Origin of the sequence: Streptomyces sp. NPDC058231 (assembly GCF_042882275.1) — a bacterium.
GTDB lineage: Bacteria > Actinomycetota > Actinomycetes > Streptomycetales > Streptomycetaceae > Streptomyces.
Map to the genome: position 1 here is coordinate 1 of NZ_JBHVWN010000028.1, position 17,754 is coordinate 17,754.

At 69.4% G+C, this 17,754-nt stretch carries 16 protein-coding genes; 8 read left to right on the forward strand and 8 right to left on the reverse strand.

Annotated features, from left to right (window positions below; all coding sequences use genetic code 11):
* Positions 1–168: 168 nt before the first annotated feature.
* A complete protein-coding gene (locus ACFVXE_RS19905; RefSeq protein ID WP_389672638.1) occupies positions 169–855 on the reverse strand; it encodes an alpha/beta hydrolase in 687 nt (228 codons plus the stop codon).
* A gap of 465 nt (positions 856–1,320) precedes the next feature.
* Here ACFVXE_RS19905 and ACFVXE_RS19910 point away from each other — a divergent pair, with 465 nt between their 5' ends.
* Entirely contained in the window at positions 1,321–1,905 is a 585-nt protein-coding gene (locus ACFVXE_RS19910; RefSeq protein ID WP_389672640.1) for a YbhB/YbcL family Raf kinase inhibitor-like protein, read from the forward strand.
* A 442-nt stretch (positions 1,906–2,347) separates the two neighbouring features.
* On the opposite strand, the gene ACFVXE_RS19915 is transcribed toward ACFVXE_RS19910, so the two are convergent.
* Positions 2,348–2,572 carry a DUF6381 family protein gene (locus ACFVXE_RS19915; RefSeq protein ID WP_389672642.1) on the reverse strand — a complete coding sequence of 75 codons (225 nt, stop codon included), beginning with the start codon at positions 2,570–2,572 and terminating at the stop codon, positions 2,348–2,350.
* Positions 2,573–2,957: 385 nt separating this feature from the next.
* Between ACFVXE_RS19915 and ACFVXE_RS19920 the strand changes: the two genes are divergently transcribed.
* Entirely contained in the window at positions 2,958–3,158 is a 201-nt protein-coding gene (locus tag ACFVXE_RS19920; protein ID WP_389672644.1) for a CsbD family protein, read from the forward strand.
* Positions 3,159–4,024: 866 nt separating this feature from the next.
* Positions 4,025–4,480: a hypothetical protein gene (locus ACFVXE_RS19925; RefSeq protein ID WP_389672646.1), complete on the forward strand. Its 456-nt coding sequence runs from the start codon at positions 4,025–4,027 to the stop codon at positions 4,478–4,480.
* Between the two features lie 216 nt (positions 4,481–4,696).
* Here ACFVXE_RS19925 and ACFVXE_RS19930 read toward each other — a convergent pair whose 3' ends face one another.
* On the reverse strand, positions 4,697–5,536 hold the full coding sequence (locus ACFVXE_RS19930; protein ID WP_389672648.1) for a class II glutamine amidotransferase: 840 nt from the start codon (positions 5,534–5,536) through the stop codon (positions 4,697–4,699).
* Between the two features lie 308 nt (positions 5,537–5,844).
* Here ACFVXE_RS19930 and ACFVXE_RS19935 point away from each other — a divergent pair, with 308 nt between their 5' ends.
* Positions 5,845–6,312: an SRPBCC family protein gene (locus tag ACFVXE_RS19935; protein ID WP_389672650.1), complete on the forward strand. Its 468-nt coding sequence runs from the start codon at positions 5,845–5,847 to the stop codon at positions 6,310–6,312.
* Positions 6,313–6,449: 137 nt separating this feature from the next.
* Here the strand turns inward: ACFVXE_RS19935 and ACFVXE_RS19940 are convergent, their stop codons facing one another.
* Positions 6,450–7,538: a glutamate--cysteine ligase gene (locus tag ACFVXE_RS19940; protein ID WP_389672652.1), complete on the reverse strand. Its 1,089-nt coding sequence runs from the start codon at positions 7,536–7,538 to the stop codon at positions 6,450–6,452.
* Between the two features lie 368 nt (positions 7,539–7,906).
* Here ACFVXE_RS19940 and ACFVXE_RS19945 point away from each other — a divergent pair, with 368 nt between their 5' ends.
* The 3 genes from ACFVXE_RS19945 (at position 7,907) to ACFVXE_RS19955 (ending at position 10,811) form a co-directional block, all read left to right on the forward strand.
* On the forward strand, positions 7,907–8,179 hold the full coding sequence (locus ACFVXE_RS19945) for a DUF6225 family protein (protein WP_389672654.1): 273 nt from the start codon (positions 7,907–7,909) through the stop codon (positions 8,177–8,179).
* Positions 8,180–8,522: 343 nt separating this feature from the next.
* Entirely contained in the window at positions 8,523–9,152 is a 630-nt protein-coding gene (locus ACFVXE_RS19950; protein WP_389672656.1) for a TetR family transcriptional regulator, read from the forward strand.
* An 87-nt stretch (positions 9,153–9,239) separates the two neighbouring features.
* Positions 9,240–10,811 (forward strand): FAD-dependent monooxygenase, encoded by a 1,572-nt coding sequence (locus ACFVXE_RS19955; RefSeq protein ID WP_389672658.1) that lies wholly within the window; start codon positions 9,240–9,242, stop codon positions 10,809–10,811.
* Between the two features lie 98 nt (positions 10,812–10,909).
* Here ACFVXE_RS19955 and ACFVXE_RS19960 read toward each other — a convergent pair whose 3' ends face one another.
* The 3 genes from ACFVXE_RS19960 to ACFVXE_RS19970 form a co-directional block, all read right to left on the reverse strand.
* The gene (locus ACFVXE_RS19960; protein ID WP_389672660.1) at positions 10,910–11,563 is read right to left on the reverse strand and encodes a hypothetical protein; all 654 of its coding nucleotides are present in this window, start codon (positions 11,561–11,563) and stop codon (positions 10,910–10,912) included.
* Between the two features lie 50 nt (positions 11,564–11,613).
* A complete protein-coding gene (locus tag ACFVXE_RS19965) occupies positions 11,614–13,320 on the reverse strand; it encodes a hypothetical protein (RefSeq protein ID WP_389672662.1) in 1,707 nt (568 codons plus the stop codon).
* A 135-nt stretch (positions 13,321–13,455) separates the two neighbouring features.
* Complete coding sequence (locus ACFVXE_RS19970; RefSeq protein ID WP_389672664.1) at positions 13,456–15,012, reverse strand: sodium:solute symporter family protein; 1,557 nt, start codon at positions 15,010–15,012, stop codon at positions 13,456–13,458.
* Positions 15,013–15,228: 216 nt separating this feature from the next.
* Here ACFVXE_RS19970 and ACFVXE_RS19975 point away from each other — a divergent pair, with 216 nt between their 5' ends.
* Positions 15,229–16,014, forward strand: coding sequence for an IclR family transcriptional regulator (locus ACFVXE_RS19975; RefSeq protein WP_389672666.1), 786 nt, complete (start codon positions 15,229–15,231; stop codon positions 16,012–16,014).
* A 67-nt stretch (positions 16,015–16,081) separates the two neighbouring features.
* Here the strand turns inward: ACFVXE_RS19975 and ACFVXE_RS19980 are convergent, their stop codons facing one another.
* Positions 16,082–17,740, reverse strand: coding sequence for a glycosyl hydrolase family 79 C-terminal domain-containing protein (locus tag ACFVXE_RS19980; protein ID WP_389672668.1), 1,659 nt, complete (start codon positions 17,738–17,740; stop codon positions 16,082–16,084).
* Positions 17,741–17,754 lie beyond the last annotated feature (14 nt).

A 17,754-nucleotide genomic window follows, 5' to 3' on the forward strand; every position in this document is an offset into this window, starting at 1 on the left:
GATCTTCGACCTCGTCGACTACGGCATCGTCGGCGACCTCTTCCAGGTCGTCCCCCAGCTCACCGACGAGGTCAAGACCCGCAAGGGCTGACCCGCGGTTCCGGGCGACGGCCGACGGTGGGGGGACGGGCGCTGCCCGTCCCCCCACCGTTCGACCATCATCCGTGGTCAGGCGCCGGCGGCCTCTGCGATGAAGTCGGCGACCGGGCCGGGCTGAGAGGCCAACGAGGCGTGGCCGGCGTCCAGCTCAATGGTCTTGCGCGGATTCATGCGCAGGGCCATCCGTCGTTCGTTGTCGGGATGGATCATGCGGTCCGCGGTGGAGACCTGGTACCAGGTCTGCTTCACTCGCCAGGCCGGAGCGGTGACGTTGTCGCCGAACGTCGACCCCAGCGGCGCCTTCTGCGTGACCGCCATGACCAGGGCCTCGTCGGCCGGCAGGTCCTGGGCGAAGCTCTCGTGGAACTTGTCCTGCTTGATCCACAGGTAGCCGTCGGAGTCCGGAGCAAGGTTCTCGAACGCGGCCGGAGGCATTTCCTGGCTGATCGCGCCGGCGCTCTCCCCGGCATCCGGGGCGAACGCGGCGACGAAGACCAGACCTGTCACGTTCGGCTGGTCCCCCGCCTCGCTGATGACCGCGCCCCCGTAGGAGTGCCCGACCAGCAGGACAGGCCCGTCGATCTGCTGGACCATCTTTCGGGTACGGGCGGCGTCCTCGGCCAGCGAGGTCAGCGGGATCTCCACGGCGTGCAGGGAGTCGAAGCCACGCCGGTGCAGCTCGGTGATGACCTTGCCCCAGTGGGCGGCCCCTCCCCAGAAGCCGTGGACCAGGACTATGGCGGGTTTGTCAGCCATGGCGTGAGCACCATTCCCTCTCGGGCGGGTTACTGCTTGCACCCGCAACGCTAAGCGGGGGTACAAACACCCGCCACCGCACCGGATCCGTCCACCAGCGCCCGGCGGTGGTCCGGCGGGACCGGTGGCATTCCAGGTCGTCGGCCCCGCCACAGCGCCGCGCCACACCGGGCGCAAAAACCGGGCCCTCCCCCCCGCATTGTCGCCGGGCGACAGCGGTCGGCCCGGTCCCGTACCGCCGGATCGTCGGATCGGTTCACGTCCTCGCACCGGAAGGAAGTGCGGCGCCGACCCCGGCCGGCTGTGCGGCGCCCCGCCGACCGCCGGTAACCTGTCTTCTCCGGTGCGCCGTTGTCGGCGGAATTGTTCACTGCTGCAGTTCCGCGGCCGGGCGCCCGAACCGGTCGCGCCCTCGCGTCGGCACGGCGGTTCTGCGGACTCCACACCCCAGGTGAAGGCAGCGCGATGACACTACTCGGCAAGATCATGACGAACCGCAGGGCGGGCGAGACCCAACTGGCCTGGAACCGGCCCAACCTGAGCGGTCCCGAGCTCTTGACGCTGACGAGCCAGGACTTCGTCGAAGGGGCGCCGATCCCGCTGGACCACGCCGGTCGGCGGGTCGGCGGCAAGGATCTCTCCCCTTGTCTGACCTGGAATCAGCCGTCCGGCGACGTCGCGCAGCTGCTGCTGGTGATCGAGGACATCGACGTCCCCATGACGAGACCCTTCGTGCACGGGGTGTCACTGATCGACCCCACACTCCTCGACTCCCCAGGCCATCTGCCCGGAGGTGCCCTGTCCGCCCGCGAACCGGCTGCCGGGGTACGGGTGCTGCGCTCCGGCGTCGGCAGGGGATACCGGGGCCCCGGACCGATCAAGGGCCATGGGCCGCACCGTTACACCTTTCAGCTCTTCGCCCTCGCCGATGCTGTGGACAGCACCTCCGACATGACCGAAGTCGACCGGGCGAGACCTCGCGCATTCCTCGCCTCACTGGCCGTCCCGGTCGTCGCCAGAGGCCGTCTCACCGGTACCTTCGAACGCTGACGTGGCCGACGGTCACACCGGCAGGGACTTCACCGAGGGTGCGTCGCACGCCCCGGCGACGAGGCGGCGCGGGTGCCAGGGCAAGAAGTCCCTTGCAGACGCTCCGATCCGGGGCAGGCGCTCACCGTAGCCGCAGGACACCTGGGGCTCGTTCGCCGAAGATCTCGACCAGCCAGTCGAAGACCGTGGTTCCGCCGCCTCCGCGCGCCGCAACCAGATCTGCGCCGCCAGCAAGGCGGTTCGTGGGGTGGCAGCGCGTCAGGCGAGTCTCCAGTTGGCGAGCGGTCTCCGCATGGCCCAGACGTGCACGGGACTTCTCATGGTCCCGCCACTCCACCACGAAGTTGTGGCCTGACACCGAGGGACAACTGCGCAGCGGTGAAGCGGGGATGGCCCCCGCCTCGGGGCGGGGGCCATCCTTCAGCCGGACGTCGGAGACGCGTCACCGAGACGAGTACTCGTCCTTCTCGCCGCCGGCACGGCGGCCGGGGCCGCCCTCGGTCGCACGCCCACCCTCCTGGATGGACTGCTCCTGCATGCGCCGGGCCTCGTCGTGCAGCCTGCGGCGCTCCTTCGGGTCGCCCGTGCGCTCCGCTCGCTCGTTCAGCTCGCGCACCTTGTCCTGCATCTGCTGCGCACGACTCGGGGACTGGCCTGCAACGCTCATCATCACTCCTGGGATGGGGTGGGGTGGGGACACATCGCAGCCAACCAGCCGCCTCTCGCTCACGCATCCGGGAGGGTCACCGCGCGCAATCACCGCAGGTGGTCAAGGAAAGAATCCTGACGAGGTCACATCACACCGATAAGCGTGTCCACCAAGTTCCGTATGTGGCGATGTGGTAGACACGTGCAGTATTCCGGCGCCCCACGCCGGACCCGAGTGACGGCCCTGACGCAGCACCGAAAGCGTCAGGGCCGTCGCCGTGCAGCGGGAGTCCTGCGACACGAAACCGACGTAACCGCGGACGCCGCTCCCTTACCGTCCTGCGCCTCGTTCGGCCGTGCCCTAGCTTGAAAGGGCAAGGACGCGTCCATGCAAGGAGTACGCAGTGACTCAAGGAAGTGGCAAGGACAAGCTCAAGGGCAAGGCCAAGGAAGCCATCGGCAAGATGACCGGCGACCAGGGCAAGATAGCCGAAGGAAAGGCAGACCAGGCCAAGGGCCGTGCCAAGGAGGCACTGGACGACACCCGGAAGAACATACCCGGGAGGTCGGGCCCGCAGGATCCACTGATCACCGACGACGAATGACCTTGCACAGCGGGCCCCCGCCGCGCGGCGGGGGCCCGGTCGTGGGCAGCCGCTCCACGACTCCTCACTCGGCGGCGACGCGTAGGTCCCGGACGTACCGGTCGAACCGTGTGACGCCCTCGTCGTGCGTCCGCCGGCCGTAAGTGAACCGGCTCGCTGCGCGACCGCGGCTGATGCGACGTTGTCCGGCTCCACCTGGATCACCGCCGTTTCCCCGCCCTCGCCCGCCGCGTACCTGGAGACAGGAGAACCGCCCGGGTTGCCAGGCCACACCCCTCCAGTAGGGATGGAGGCCGTACGCGATACTGACCTGACCAGGAGTCAGGCCCTCTCCCGCCAACCGCAAGTCGACCGCTCCTGCGAGTACTTCGTCGGCTCCCGCCAGGATACCGAAAGCGCGGAGCCGCCCACCGGATTCCCGTGCGTGGCGAGCTCTGCCCGCGGAGTCCGGACCCGGAGTCCGGATGAACCCGAAAGGGTTTGACGGGCCGGCGGTGGACAGGGCCGCGGGGAACGAATTCTGTCTCAAAGTCGGGGCGCCCGGGTCGCGCGCGCCGCGGCACATGTCGGGAAGCTTTTGCCCCATTATCCGTGGTGAGTACACAGTTCTGGCTACGGCAAATCCATCGGGCGCACCGATTCGGCGCCGTGAAGTCGCTGCGCCCGACCGGTCACTTTCTCATGCAAAAGCCTCTCCGATGACAATACTTCCCTTCTCGGACCGTCCATCAAGCCGCCCTGAAACAGGGCTCCTTGATAGAGTTTTCGTACTTTCATCTGCCGTCCGCAGATGAATTCCCCATCGCAGAGGGATTTTCATGCGTACTGCTGGATTAACTCGTCGGATTGCTGCTGTCGCGTCGGCGTTGGCCGGCCTCACCCTGGCCGGAGTCGTGCCGGCCCAGGCCGCCGACACCGCAGCCGTGGCTCCGGCCTGCGCCTCGGTGTGTTTCCTCGACGCCCGCACCGGCGCCCACCCGGACTACGACCGCCTCGTCCTCGACCTGACCGAGACGGGATATCCCCAGGTGACAGCCACGGTGTCCCCCGACGGTCTGTACGTCATGCCCAGCGGCGACACCAAGTACATGACGATCCCCGGCAATTCATACCTGCTGCTGGACATGGGCGGGGCCGATGCCACGACCTACACCAGTCCCAGCACGCTCAACGTCGCGCTCCCCTCGCTCAAGGGCGTCCAACTGCTCCAGGGCTGGTACGAGGGTCACGCCGAGTTCGGCCTCTCCCTCGGCGACTACTCCCAGTACAAGATCTCCCACCTGACCGCCCCGAACCGCATGGTCATCGACATCTACCACTGAACCGCCGGTGCCGGGCCGTTCGGCCGCAGTCGACCCGTTCCAACTGCCGTGTCCTCACTGCCCCTCTTCTTCGACACAGGTGTCCCGGAACAGGTCGAGCAGAGCGTGTGCAGGCCGGCCCACGGGCTGTCCGTCACGCACTTCGGGGTCGCGCACCGGTCCGTCCTGATCGTCTCCGCGGACAGCCACTCGTTCAGCGATGTCGACGAGTACGCCTCAGGTCGAGGCCGGGTGGAAGGGCATGTAGTCCTCGGCCTGGGGCGGGGCGACGGTGTAGGTGCTTTCGGGCAGCTCGTTCCATACGCCGGGCAGATCACCCAGGGGCTCGGAGACGACCAGCCGGGTGTCGTCGGAGAGGTCACGCAGGAACGCGCGGTCCGGGTGCAGCTTCCGTACCGTCTCCGCCCGGCTGCTGTAGAAGAGCGATCGTGATTTTCCCTCGCTGGAGTACCTGAAGGCCCACAGGCACAGGCCGTCGGACACCGCCACCGTCATCTGGAGAGGGTGCTCGACGCCGTGCTCCTCGCCCAGCCGTTCCACGAAGCCGGCCATCCGTGCCACCGCTCCCGGCACGTCCTGGTCGAGGCCGAACGTCACGGCCAGATAGAACAGGACCTCGGAGTCGGTCGAACCCTCGATGGACGAGAAGAGCGCCGGGTCGACCGCCAGGCACATTTCCCGTCGTAGCCGATGGAAGTCCGTGACCGAGCCGTTGTGCATCCACATCCACCGTCCGCGGCGGAAGGGATGGCAGTTGGACTGCTGTATGGCTGTCCCCGTCGATGCCCGTACATGCGCGAAGAACATCGGCGAGGTTACGTGTCTGGCGATCTCACGGAGGTTCTGGTTGTTCCACGCGGGTCCGATGTCGCGGACCACCGCCGGCCCTACGTCGCCCGAATCGGGCTCGTACCAGCCGATTCCGAAGCCGTCGCCGTTCGTCGTCTCGACACCCAGCTTCGAGTGGAGGCTCTGGTCGATGACGGAGTGCGTCGGCTTGTACACGATGTCGTCCAGCAGAACCGGCGAACCGGCGTACGCGAGCCATCGGCACATGACGGCCGCCCCTCTCTCGCGCCCGCGGCAAGGGCGTTCTCCCGTGACACGGTGCGTTGCGCCTCGCCTTCCAGCGAACCAGCCCCGGGACCAGGCGGCAAACGAGGACGTCCGCCCGGCGTCACAGCGTGCACCGCGCAAGAGTGATCCAGATGAGGAGCGGACGGAGGCGGCATAGGGTGGAGAGGGAGCTGGGTCCGGTCCCGGGGCGGGCGAGCCGTCCACGGCACCGAGCAGGGACCGATCCATCGGTCCCGTCGGAGTGGTGGGGCGGAAGCCTGGATACGAGCCGCGCGGGAGGTTGCCTCATGGCGATTCGTCATCAGCTCATCCACAGCTCGCCCGATCAGCTCTGGGCAGTGTTGCGGGACGGTTCACGCTATGGCGACTGGGTCGTCGGCACCAGCTCTTCCCGCCCCGCGGAAGGGTGTTGGCCGGAGGTCGGATCGTCGATCCGGTACACGTTGCGTCTGGGGCCGAAGGAGTTCCGCGGGCATACCGTGGTGCGGCTTCTCGATCCGCCGCGGGCACTGGAACTCGAAGCGGACAGCGGGCCGCTCGGAACCGCCCGGATCGCATTCGACATCCGCCCGTGGGGCGACGAAACACTTGTCGTGGTGGACGAACACCCGCTGCGAGGGGTGGGAGGCCGGCTTCACAACGCGGCCGTGGACGCTCTGCTGCAGATGCGTCACCGCACGATGCTGAAGCGACTGGCGGGGGTCGTCGAGGCGACCGCGGACGGCAGCGTCGGAGCCCGAGAAGCCTCCGGGTGAGGCACCCGCCGACGCGGATCCGCGTCGGCGGGTGCGCCGGGCCATGGACAACGCGGCCCGGCGGGACGGGTCACAGGACGCCGTGTCCGATGACCGGCCGCGTGTACGCGCTGCGGCAAGGCAGGAACCGCGCCGTGTCATCCGCGCGTCCGACGTACGCACTCGGCAACGGTGGCACGGAGACTGCCGGTCCGGCGCATCAGGTCCCGCTGCGCACGCGCGCCGTTTCCTCCCGTCAGCAGCGACGTCACGGCGTTCTCGGCCGCACGCAGATCGCCGCTCTCCTCCAGGGCCTCGCGCACATGGGCCAGCAGCGCACGTGCCACGGCTCCGGCGGGTTCGGGACGCATGGTGAGCGGGTGGAGCAAGCGATCCTCCAGCCCCGATCGGCTTGCCTGCCAGGCAGCCATGCGCAGAAGGGCCGTCCCGAACCCTGCGGGCGGCCTGCCGGTGCGCCACTCGCGCGCCGCTGTCTCGACCAGGCCGCGGACCAGGGTGGCCAGCAGCACGGTGACCGACGCATCGAGACACACGTCAGCCACTCTGATCTCGACGGTGGGGTAACGGTGTGAGAGCCGCGCATCGAAGTAGATCATTCCCTCGTCGCGCAGCACTCCGGTGTCGAGCAGCGCCTGGACCTGCTCGTGATAGTGACCCGCCGTACCGAAGACGTCGACCGGACCCGCTGACGGCCAGCGTCCCCAGACCCTGCTCCGGTAGCTGCTGTACGTGCTGTCCTGGCCCTGCCAGAACGGCGAGTTCGCGCTCAGGGCGAGCAGCACCGACAACCAGGGGCGCACGCGGTCCAGCACGGCGACGCCCTCCTCGTCCGAGTCGACCGATACATGCACATGGCACCCGCATGTCAGCTGCTCCTGCGCGGTCAGTCCGAACTGCCGCTCCAGCCATTGGTAGCGCTCCCCGGTTCCGATACTCGGGTCGACCGGGAGCGGAGACGTGGCCAGCGCGACCACGGCGGCCCCCAGATCCGCCGCGTGACCGGCAGCCTCCGCCCGCAGCCGGAGAATCTCCTCCGCCAGTTCGTCCATATCGGTCTGTGGCCGGGTGGCGAATTCGAGCTGTTGGCGATGGAGCTCCGACTCGAAGGCGGAATCTCCCTCACCATGCCGCTCCGCCATGGCCAGAACGGCCGTGGACAGTGCCCGTGGTTCCCCGCTCTCCGCATCGACCAGAAGCAGTTCCTCCTCCACACCCACGCTCCGCACAGCCGCGTCCTCCCTGATCGGCCGGAGGGCCGATGCCTCAATCGACGTCGTCTCCGGGCCCGCCCGCCACGGGATCCGCATCCCGTCCGGCCTGCGCATTCGCTCGTCGAGGCTTCGGCCGCGCCCGTCGCCGGGCAGCGTATCGGTGCCGCTGCGGCCGGTGTCGCACCGAGCAGTCGCATGTCGTCCTGTCGCCAGGAACCCGCCCGGCCACCCACAGCCGCGTCCGCCGTGCCCTTGCTCGCCCCGCGAGATGCCAGGGAGCGAGTGGCCTGTTCTACTCCACTCCTTGCACCGGATCAGCGCTTTAGGCCGGGACGCAGCCGTGTCTCCGCCGACAGGGCAGGATGCTCCGGCAACCTGTGCCCATGACCGACACCTTCGAGCACACCCCTCAGATCTGGAACGCCGCACAGCTGCGTGACGCCCTCAACGATCTTCCCGACGACGCGCCCATCCATATCGGTGTGGCCAGCGATCCCGGCGACTTCGACGGGTACCGCGGCTTCGTACTCGTGGACGCCCATCAGGTGGAGAACTGGTGGCCGGCGACCTCCACCACGCCGGAACGCAGCGAGACGGAGAAGGCGTTGACGCTGTTCGCCGACTGGGAGCCGGATCAGTACGACCGTCTCGACTGAACCGGCCGGAGTGTCAGTTGCCGCTCCGGGCCTCGCTGGACGGGCCCTCCCCGGGGGTCGAGCCCCGCGGATCCGGAGCGGAGCCACGACCGTCGCCCGTGTGGCCGCGGACGTATGCCCGTCCCTCGGCCACCGGCCCCTGGGCGGTGCCTCGTGCCGCACCCCGTACGGCACCGACGGCACCGCAAGTCTCCGTGCACGAGTTCCGGGGCGGCTCCCGCGGGCCATGGAGCCGCTCCAGGAGGGCTCTCGCACGCCCTCGCGGGGCATCGGACCACTCGGTGAATATTTTTGCCGTGTGGGAAATCTTGCCATCTCGGTAAGGCTTGCTACGGTGGCGGGCATGCCACCGGAAGACCACGCCCCCATGGGACTGCGGGAGCGCAAGAAGCGGGAGACCCGCGTCGCGCTCAGCCAGGCCACGATCCGCCTCTGCGTGGAGCGCGGGTGGGACGACGTGGCCGTCGAGGACATCGCCGCCGCGGCGAACGTGTCCGTGCGCACCTTCCGCAACTACTTCTCCAGCAAGGCCGAAGCCATCGCCGCCAGCCATCTGGAGCGCATGCTGCGGATCGCCGACGCACTGCGCGCTCGGCCGGCCGCCGAGCCACTGTGGGATTCGGTCCTCCATGTCGTGCAGGCCCAGTTCGCGCCCGGTGACGCATCGGGGGCGAGGCCGTCGCACGACCAACGGTGGCGGGAAGGTCTCCGCCTCATGCTGGCCGAACCGGCGCTGCAGGGGGAAGTCGTCAAGGCGAACGCGGCCGCGGAGAAGGAGCTGGCCAAGGCGATCGCCGAGCGCACCGGTACCGACGTGACCCGGGACGTGTATCCGAAGCTGGTCGCCGCGGTGGTCGGCGCGGGCAGTGCCGTGGCCGTGGAGCACTCCCTGCGTACGGAGCCGGCCGCCCCGCTCGTTCCGGTGTTGCGCGAGATCTTCGACCGGATCGCCGCAGGTCTTCCCATTCCCTGAGATCCGTCCCGCGCAGCCGGCCCCGCCCCGCCGCCGGTGGGCCGATCCGCCCTGCACTTCTCCGTCCGTCCATAGGGGGAAACGTTCGTGATCACGGATGCAGTCATCGTCGGAGGCGGCCCGAACGGGCTGATGCTCGCCTGTGAACTGGCCCTGGCCGGGGCTCGGCCGGTCGTTCTGGAGAGTCTGCCCGCGCCGAGCGCGGAACCGAAGGCAAACGGGCTGCTCGGCCAGGTGGTGAGAATGGTCGACCACCGGGGCCTGTACGAGCGACTGAGCGGCAACCCGGGACCGCCGCAGCCGAACTCCACGTATTTCATGTTCGCGGCGATGGGTCTGGACCTGAGCCTGCTGGAGGAGAGTCCGGTCTACGGTCTGCCGGCGCCGCAGCACCGCATCGTGCAGGTCCTGGAGGAGCGTGCCACGGAGCTGGGCGTCGAGATCCGGCGGGGACACGAACTCCTCGGCCTGTCGCAGGGGGACGACGAGGTCGTCGTGGACGTCGCGGCCGCCGACCGGGCCTACCGGTTGCGAGCCCGCCATGTCGTCGGCGCGGACGGTGCGCACAGCGTCACCCGCAAGCTGTCCGGCATCGGGTTTCCCGGCATCACCTACGACCGGAGGACCACTCGGACGGCACACGCAACGGTGCCCGTGGAGTGGGTGGATCCCGGTACCGGTGCGCTGAAGGTTCCCGGCCACGGAACGGTGCTGCCGTTCCTGCCTCTGCGCACCGAGCACGGCGGGTTCGCGTACGCGCCGTTCCCCGGCCACCCGCCTCTGGTCAGCACCACGGAGTGGGACCAGCCGGGGACCGACGCCCCACCGAGCCTCGACGAAATGCGGGCCAGTGTCCGCCGGGTGCTCGGCGCCGACCTGCCGCTCGGGCCGCCCGGCGGCGAGGGCCCACACGTGCTGCGGCGGCTGAAGGGCGGGAACACGCGCGTGGCCGAACGGTTCCGGGACCGGCGGGTGTTCCTGGTCGGCGACGCCGCCCATGTGTACACGGCAGGGGGCGGGCCCGGGCTCAACCTCGGCCTGCAGGACGCGATCAACCTCGGCTGGAAGCTCGCCGCGGCGATCCACGGCAGCGCCCCGCCCGGGCTGCTCGACAGCTACGAGACCGAACGCCGTCAGGCCGCCCTCCGGATGGTCATGTACTCCCAGGCGCAGGCCGCTCTGACCGCACCGGGCAGTGATGTCACCGCGCTGCGCGAGCTGTTCGACGAACTGCTCGGCCACCGGGACACCGTCCAGCATCTCGCCGACCTCACTGCCGGCAGCGACATCCGTTACGACATGGGCTGCCCCGACGCGCACCCCTTGGTCGGCCGCTTCGTACCGGAGATGGAACTGCGCACCCCGGGCGGCACGGTCCGGCTGGCGGAACTGGCCAGAACCGCACGGCCGCTGCTGCTCGACCTGACCGAGGACGCATCGGTGGCCGGCGTGCCTGCGGCCGAGGGATGCGACCGGGTGGACATCGTCACCGCGCGGTCCGGTCCGGCCTCGCCCGCAGCGACCGCCCTGCTGGTCCGCCCTGACTGCTATGTGGCCTGGGCATCGGCCTCGCCCCGCCCGGACCCGGCGGACCTGGACGGACTCCGGACAGCCGTGCAGAAGTGGTTCCGGCCGGCGGAACCGGCCCGCAGCGGGTGAGTGGGCCGGAACGGCACCGACCTCGTCGAGCCGACGACCGGTGGGGACGGCATGGCGTGCAGTCCCCACCGCGTCGGCCGCTCCGGGCAGACCCTGCGTCAGGGCAGGGTGACCGGAAGGCAGTTCCTGGGGACGAAGTACCAGCCCTGCTGGCCGCTGCCGTCGGTGGAACCGGCGCGCGGGTCGCGGACCATGACCCACTTGCCGTCCCGGGAGACGTACCGCCACAGCACGGTCTGTCCGATGGCGACCTGGCCGTTCACCGGGGCCGTGGCGGTGGCCGGCACCTGCCACGGGCGGACGTTGCCGTATCCGGTGATGTGCGTGCCGTCGTAGGTCGCGCAGCCCGCGCCCGCCACGGTGGCCACGGATGCGCCGTCGTCCGCGGAGCCGCCGATCTGGCCGTTGGTGAACGTGTCGGTGCTCATGGTGGTCGCGGCGCCGCAGCTCACATCGGCCGCCGCGTCGCCCTCGACGGCGCCGCCGTAGATCCACAGGCAGGTGTTGATGTCACCGAAGACCCGGGCCCAGCGGTAGCCGCCGGACTGGTCGCCGTGGACGTCGGCGGTCCAGTCGCGGTAGGCGGTACCGATGACATAGGAGTGCGGCCCGCGGCGCAGCAGGGTGTAGTCGGTGGTGACGTGCTTGCGGACCGCCGCGTCCGCGGTGGGGGCCATGCCCGTGGCCAGGACGGCGGTGACCGCGCCCGCCGAGACCAGAGCGAGTATCGCTGCCTTGGGTCGTCGCAACACTGGGTTCTCCTCGTTCCGAGAGATCGTTCGAACCTTGGACGCGCTGTTGCTCAGTGCCCCGGGGCGAAGGTCAGCACCACGGCCTCGCCGGCGCCGACGGTGGTCGTCAGCCGGTGGTCGCGGGTCCGTTCCACCGTGGGGCGGAAGCCGGGCCAGTGTCCGTCGGCTGCCACGGTGCGGCCGTCGACGCGGACCTGCGGTGCGTCGAGGGTCCGGCCTGTGCCGTCCGGGTCGTAAGGGGCCATCCGGTCCACCCGGGCGCTGCCGGCGGGAACCGGGAGACTCACGGTGGTGGTCCGGTCGCTCTTGTTGATCAGGAACAGCTTCCGCCGGCCGTGCGCGGAGCCGACCTGCCACGCCTTGAGCTGCGCGCCGGCCGGTCCGGCCGAGTCGGCGGGCACCGTGACGGGCCGCAGGTCCTGCGAGCCCTGTGCGAAGTGTCCGAAGAGCAGGATGGCGTAGTACAACGGGGCGGCGGTCGGCGCTCCGAGCGCCGGGGTCGGGTCGTAGTCGACCGCGTTGTAGTAGGCGTTGCCCTCCTCGGGTGCATAGAAGGCCCGGACCTCGGCGTTGTGGAAGTTCACACCGGTCGCGCCGGTGCCGCAGCCGGCGTTGGCGGACGGCTGGTCGGGGGGCTGCGGGCAGGCGGTGTGGAACATCAGGTCCAGTGCGTAGGTGGCACTGGCAGCGACGTTGCTGACGCCGTCCGCGCCGCGGTTCGCGGCCGTACTGGTCTCCTCCAGCCGGTATCCCAGGCCGTGGGCCGCGGCCTCGGTGGCGTGGGTCCAGACCTGGTAGTCGAGGCTCGCCATGTGTTCGTCGGAGAGCAGCGCCCCGGTGCTCGCGCAGCGGTAGGGCTTGCCGGTGCAGGTGCGGGCGAGTGGGTAGAAGTGGTCGCTCGCATACGGGCCGAAGGCTCCTGCGTTGTCCTTGACGCGCGCGGCCGCGGTGTCGAGGATCTGCTGCCAGTTCCAGAAATATCTGGTGGGGACCGTTTTCCCGGCGATGCTCTGCCAGGGGAGGATGTCCTCGCTGGTGCTCGGTGCGATGATCGGGAAACGGCCCACGACGGCGGGGTCGGTGTAGGTGGTCAGGTCGGCGAGGTAGCGGTCCAGGTTCGAACCGTAGGACAGGTCGGGTTCGTTGCCGAGTTCGATGCCCGCCACATAGCGGGCGGAGTCACCGGTGAAGGCGCGGGCGACGCCTTGGCCGAGGAAGTTCTTGACGTACTCGGGGCTGACGAACGGCCGGGTGGCGGTCGGTGGCGACATGGCTGTGCCGAGTACGACACCCCAGGCCGGTACGGCGCTCCTGGGTGTGCCCGCGTTGGCGGCGTCGAGCGTCTCGCGGATCCACGTCAGGTCCTGGGGAGTGATCACCTCGTCGGTGTTGGGCGCGGTGGCATCGAATGGTGTGACGTCCTGCGAGGAGCCGCCGATACGCAGCACACCGGTGCCGAGATTGCGCAGCAGCCGGACGAAGGCGGGGCGGGCCGTCGGGCTCATGTACCGCTCGATGAGCGACCATTCGATGCTCAGGCCGACGAAGTTCGACGGTATGTCACGGCTGTGCGCCCGTACCGTGTCCCGGACCGGCGGCGGCGTGCCGACGGGGGCGGCAGCGGCTTGCGGTACGGCGGCCAGGGCGACCGCCGCCAGCGCGACGGCGCAGGCCGTGAGCCGGCCACGGCGCCGGGCTGATGCCGGCCGGCCGGTCGTGGAACGGAACGCGATGGATCGAGCCGGCCTGTCGGGCATCGTTGCCCCGCCTCTCTCTGCGGTCTGCCTTCGTCGTGGTCTGTCTGCTGCGGGGGACATGGGCTGTGGAGAGGGCGGTGGCCGCAGCGAGTCCGTGCTGCGGCCACCGTGTCGCCGCGAGCGGCGACCGCCGGTTCAGCCGTCGGCCCTCTCGGCGAGCTGGTCCTCCTGGTTACGGGCAGGAACCGGAACGCGGCCCTCGGCACCCTGGGAATCATCGTCGTCCGTGTCGGGTCCGACCGCCGCCACGATGGCGTCCGCCTCCGCACTCGGTTCGGGCAGGATCAGGCCGAGGAGGATGTACAGCGCCAGCGAGATGACCAGGGGCGTGACGACGACCGTGGTCGTCGAGGAGCCGTCCATGCCGTACTTGACGACCCAGTAGCCGGCCAGGCCGGCCGCCCAGGAGATCAGCGCCGCTCGCGGTCCGCACTTGCGGAAGGGGGGAAGCATGCCCAGCAGGAGCGGGATCGAGATCGGTCCCATGACGGCTGCGACGAGGGCGACGATGATGCCGAGGACCCCTCCGAAGTGGTCTGCCTCGATGGCGACCAGCATGCTGAGCGTGATGAAGACGACCGTGCAGATCCGGGCAGAGAGCAGCCCGGCCCGTTCGCTCATGACACGTGCCTTGCGGGACAGCACCGGCATCATGTCGCGGACGATCACGGAGGAGATCGCGTTGGCGTCGGATGAGGCCATCGCCATGGTGTGGGAGAACATGCCGGCGAGCGTGAGCCCCACGAGCCCGGCGGGCAGGTACTTCTCGCTCATCAGCGCGTAGACCTGCTGGGGGTCGGTGACGTGCGGCAGCAGCACCGGTGCGGCGACGGAGGGGAAGAGCAGGAAGGCGGGCCAGATCAGATACAGGACCGCGGACAGTCCGGCTGAACGGCGGGCGGACCTGGGGCTGTCGGTGGCCATGTAACGCTGGGCCAGGTTCCACATGCCGCCGTTGTACTCGAAGATCTTGATGACGATGTACGCGGTGAGGAAGGTCGCTGTGTACGGGTCGACCAGCGGCTCCGTGTGGTGGGCGGGCAGCTTGTGCCACAGGGTGCTCAGGCCGGATACCCCGCCCAGCTCACCGAGCACCACGACGACCATGGCGACGGCGGCGATGCCCTGGATGATGAACTGCCCGAAGTCGGTGAGCGCGTCGGCCCACAGGCCGCCGACGGTGCAGTAGAGCATCGTGACGATGCCGGTCACGAGGATGCCGGTGGTCATCGACATGCCGGTGAACACGTTCAGGAGGATGGCGACGGACGCCCACTTGGCGGCGACGTCGAAGACCTTCAGAAGGGTTCCGCTCCAGGCCAGGGCCTGTTGGGTGGGGATGTTGTAGCGGGTGGCCAGGTATTCCAGTGGTGAGGCCACTCCGTAGCGGCGGCGCAGCCGGTTCCACCGCGGGGCGAATACGAGCGCGCCGAGGCCGGTGCCGATGGCCAGCGGTATGAAGGCCCAGATGTAGACGGTGATGCCGTAGCTGTAGGCGACGGCCGCGTAGGCCACGAAGACCGCGGCGCTGTATCCCGACATGTGGTGCGAGATGCCGGAGAGCCACCAGGGCATCTTGCCGCCCCCGGTGAAGTAGTCGCTCACGCCGTTGACACGCTTGTGCGACCACACCCCGATGAGCAGCATGACGACGAAATAGCCGCCGAGCGCGACCCAGTCCAACACAGCCATGGGAACTCCTGGTTACGGATGCGGCTCGCGCAGTGCCGTGAGAATGAGAGGGGGGAAGGATCGGTGGAGGCGCGGGCCCACTGGAGCAACACTGTCTACATATGTAGACTGAAGTTCCATCCATGGACTGAAGCCAGACGGGAGGCTAGTCCCCCGTATGATGCGGGTCAATGTTTCGGGAGGATTTCATTGGTTGAACATGGACCATCCCCAGCCGTGCCGGACGCGGAAGAGCCTGGACGGGGGCTCGTCAAGTCCGCCGAGCGCGCCGTACTGATCCTCGAAGCACTCGCCGGCTCGCACGAGACGCTCTCCCTGGGGCAGTTGCAGGAGATCACCGGGTACCCCCGCTCCAGCCTCTACGCCCTGCTGCGCACCTTGAGTGCCCTGAAATGGGTCGAGAACCCCGACGGTGAACTGGTCTTCGGCATCGGGCCCCGTGCGCTGCTGTGCGGCACTTCCTACCTGGACCGGGACCCGGCGCTCCCCCTGGCGATCCGCCAGGTCGAGCGGCTGCGCACCGACGTCGGCTACACGACGCACTACGCACGGCTCGACCCGCCCAACGTGATCTATCTGGCGAGCCGCGAGGCGACCGACTCGCGGCGGCTCACGTCGCGGGTGGGCCGTCAGCTTCCCGCTCACGCCACGGCCCTGGGCCGTGCGCTGCTGGCCGAGTTGACACCCCGGGAGGTGGACCGCCTGCTGGGCGACGGCGAGCAGCCGCAGTTGACCGACAGCACCATCACCCGGCGCGACGAGCTGCACGCCGAACTCGACGAGACCCGCAGGCGAGGGTGGGCGCTGGAGCGCGAGCAGAACACTCCGGGGCTGTGCTGCGTGGCGGCCCCGGTCACGTACCGGATCCCGGCGACGGATGCCATCAGCGTCTCCATTCCGATCGCGCACGTGACCGACGAGGAACTGGAACTGGTCGGGGAGGCCGTCCTGCGGCACGCCGCCGAACTGGCCAGGAACTTGCGCCGGGAGGGAATCAGGTAGCCGCCCCGTACCGGGCGAACTGCGCATGCCTGTGCACTCGGTTCGCCCGGCACGGACCACCGACCGGTCAGCGGGTGAAGGTGATGATCTGCGCGGTGCCCGCGGCGACATCGACGGTGGTGGAGCCGTGCCCGACCGGCACGGGGACGGCCGCGGGCTTACCCGAGGGCGCCCCCGTCGGTGTCACGGAGGCGCCGCCCAGAGTGATCCGGCCGGCGTCCAGCGAAGCCAGGCCCTCCGGGGCGGAGCTGCGCAACGTGACCGCACGCCCCTTGCGGTAGCCCTTCGGCAGGGCGAGCGTCACCGAGTCGTCGCTGCTGCCTGCCGTGGCCGGGTCCTGTACGTTGATCAGCACGACGGTCAGCGAACCGTCCCGTCCCTCGACCCCGTAGGCCCGGACCGTGGCCAGGTCCGAATCGGCCGGCGCCAGATCCACGAACTTGCCCTGCGGCACCTGGTGGAACGCCCACAGTCCGTAGTAGAGGGGTGCGGCGGCGAGCCGGCCGGCCGCGAGTGCCGTCTGGTCGGAGGCGCAGAAGGCGCCGTAATAGCGGTACGAGATCGGGTAGTCGGCCGAGGTGCGGGGCTTGAAGTCTCCGCAGACGGCGGCGGTGTTCGTGTGGAACTCCACCCGGTCGATGCCGCTCTGCGCGGTCTGCAGCAGGTAGTCGAGCGACCACAGCGATGTGGCATAGGAGTCGCTGACGCCCGGCTGGCCGCTGCACGAGGCGCTGTTGGACTCATTGATGGTCATGGGGATCCGGCCGCCGAACTGTTCGCCGATCGCCCTGATGCCGTCCAGCTTGGTCCGGGTCCTGGTGTAGGTGTCCGCCGACATCAGCTGCGGGATCGTCATCGTGGAGGTACCGCAGTGGCTCCCCGGGTACAGGTGCGAGGACAGCTCCGAAAGTATGCTCTGCGGCTTGACGGAGGAGTCCGCGAGTGCGGCCGAACTGACATCCTGAAGCTTGGTGTTGGTGGCGGCGGTGTTCGCCGAGGGGCCCGCCACCCTGATCTTCGCGTGAGGAACGGCGGCGCGGATGGCCGCCTGGTAGGACTTCATCGTGTTCCACATCTCCGCGCCGGTCAGCGTGGTGACGTTGTCGAACTCGTTGCCGACCTCGACCGAGAGCAGGTCGTCGCCCAACGTGGCGTGGGCGGCCTTCACCTCGGCGATGACCTGATCCATCGTCACCGCCGGCGCGGGGTCCTTCGTCGGGTCCTTGAGCTTCGCCGGGTCGATCACGGCCTTCAGCGGGACACCGAGCGTGGCCTTCCAGCCGGTGGCTCGCAGCAGTGCCTTGAGCGCGTCGAGGTCGGACTGATCGACCGTGCCACCGATCGCCTCCGCGGGGGCCGGGGAGCCCGCGTATGCGCCGAAGGCCGGCCACACCAGGTCCATCGAGTAACCGCCCAGGCGCAGAACCCCGTTGTGGCCGAGGGTCTTCATACGCTGCGCCATCAGGTCCTCGGTCAGGAAGCCGTGGGCGAAGTCGGCCGACTCGACCGAGAAGCCCTGGTGACCGTCGGTGAGCGTGGCGCCGTCGCCGTGGGAGGGGACTCTCAGGGCGATCGGCTTCGTGGTCGCGGCCGGGTCGTCGACGCCCTGCGCGACGGCGTTGCCTGCGGGGACGACAGCGCCCGCGGCGAGGGCGACGGCCAGCAGGGATCTGGTCCAGCGGCCCTTGGCGGACGGCGTGCGTACCGGCGCGTGTCGCTCGTTCATGTGGTGACTCTCCT

What these genes read in the sequence shown, in the direction of transcription:
- ACFVXE_RS19905 (WP_389672638.1), bottom strand. Translation starts at nt 855, where the DNA reads ATGGCTGACAAACCCGCCATAGTCCTGGTCCACGGCTTCTGGGGAGGG.
- ACFVXE_RS19910 (WP_389672640.1), top strand. Translation starts at nt 1,321, where the DNA reads ATGACACTACTCGGCAAGATCATGACGAACCGCAGGGCGGGCGAGACC.
- ACFVXE_RS19915 (WP_389672642.1), bottom strand. Translation starts at nt 2,572, where the DNA reads ATGAGCGTTGCAGGCCAGTCCCCGAGTCGTGCGCAGCAGATGCAGGAC.
- ACFVXE_RS19930 (WP_389672648.1), bottom strand. Translation starts at nt 5,536, where the DNA reads ATGTGCCGATGGCTCGCGTACGCCGGTTCGCCGGTTCTGCTGGACGAC.
- ACFVXE_RS19935 (WP_389672650.1), top strand. Translation starts at nt 5,845, where the DNA reads ATGGCGATTCGTCATCAGCTCATCCACAGCTCGCCCGATCAGCTCTGG.
- ACFVXE_RS19945 (WP_389672654.1), top strand. Translation starts at nt 7,907, where the DNA reads ATGACCGACACCTTCGAGCACACCCCTCAGATCTGGAACGCCGCACAG.
- ACFVXE_RS19950 (WP_389672656.1), top strand. Translation starts at nt 8,523, where the DNA reads ATGCCACCGGAAGACCACGCCCCCATGGGACTGCGGGAGCGCAAGAAG.
- ACFVXE_RS19965 (WP_389672662.1), bottom strand. Translation starts at nt 13,320, where the DNA reads ATGCCCGACAGGCCGGCTCGATCCATCGCGTTCCGTTCCACGACCGGC.
- ACFVXE_RS19970 (WP_389672664.1), bottom strand. Translation starts at nt 15,012, where the DNA reads ATGGCTGTGTTGGACTGGGTCGCGCTCGGCGGCTATTTCGTCGTCATG.
- ACFVXE_RS19980 (WP_389672668.1), bottom strand. Translation starts at nt 17,740, where the DNA reads ATGAACGAGCGACACGCGCCGGTACGCACGCCGTCCGCCAAGGGCCGC.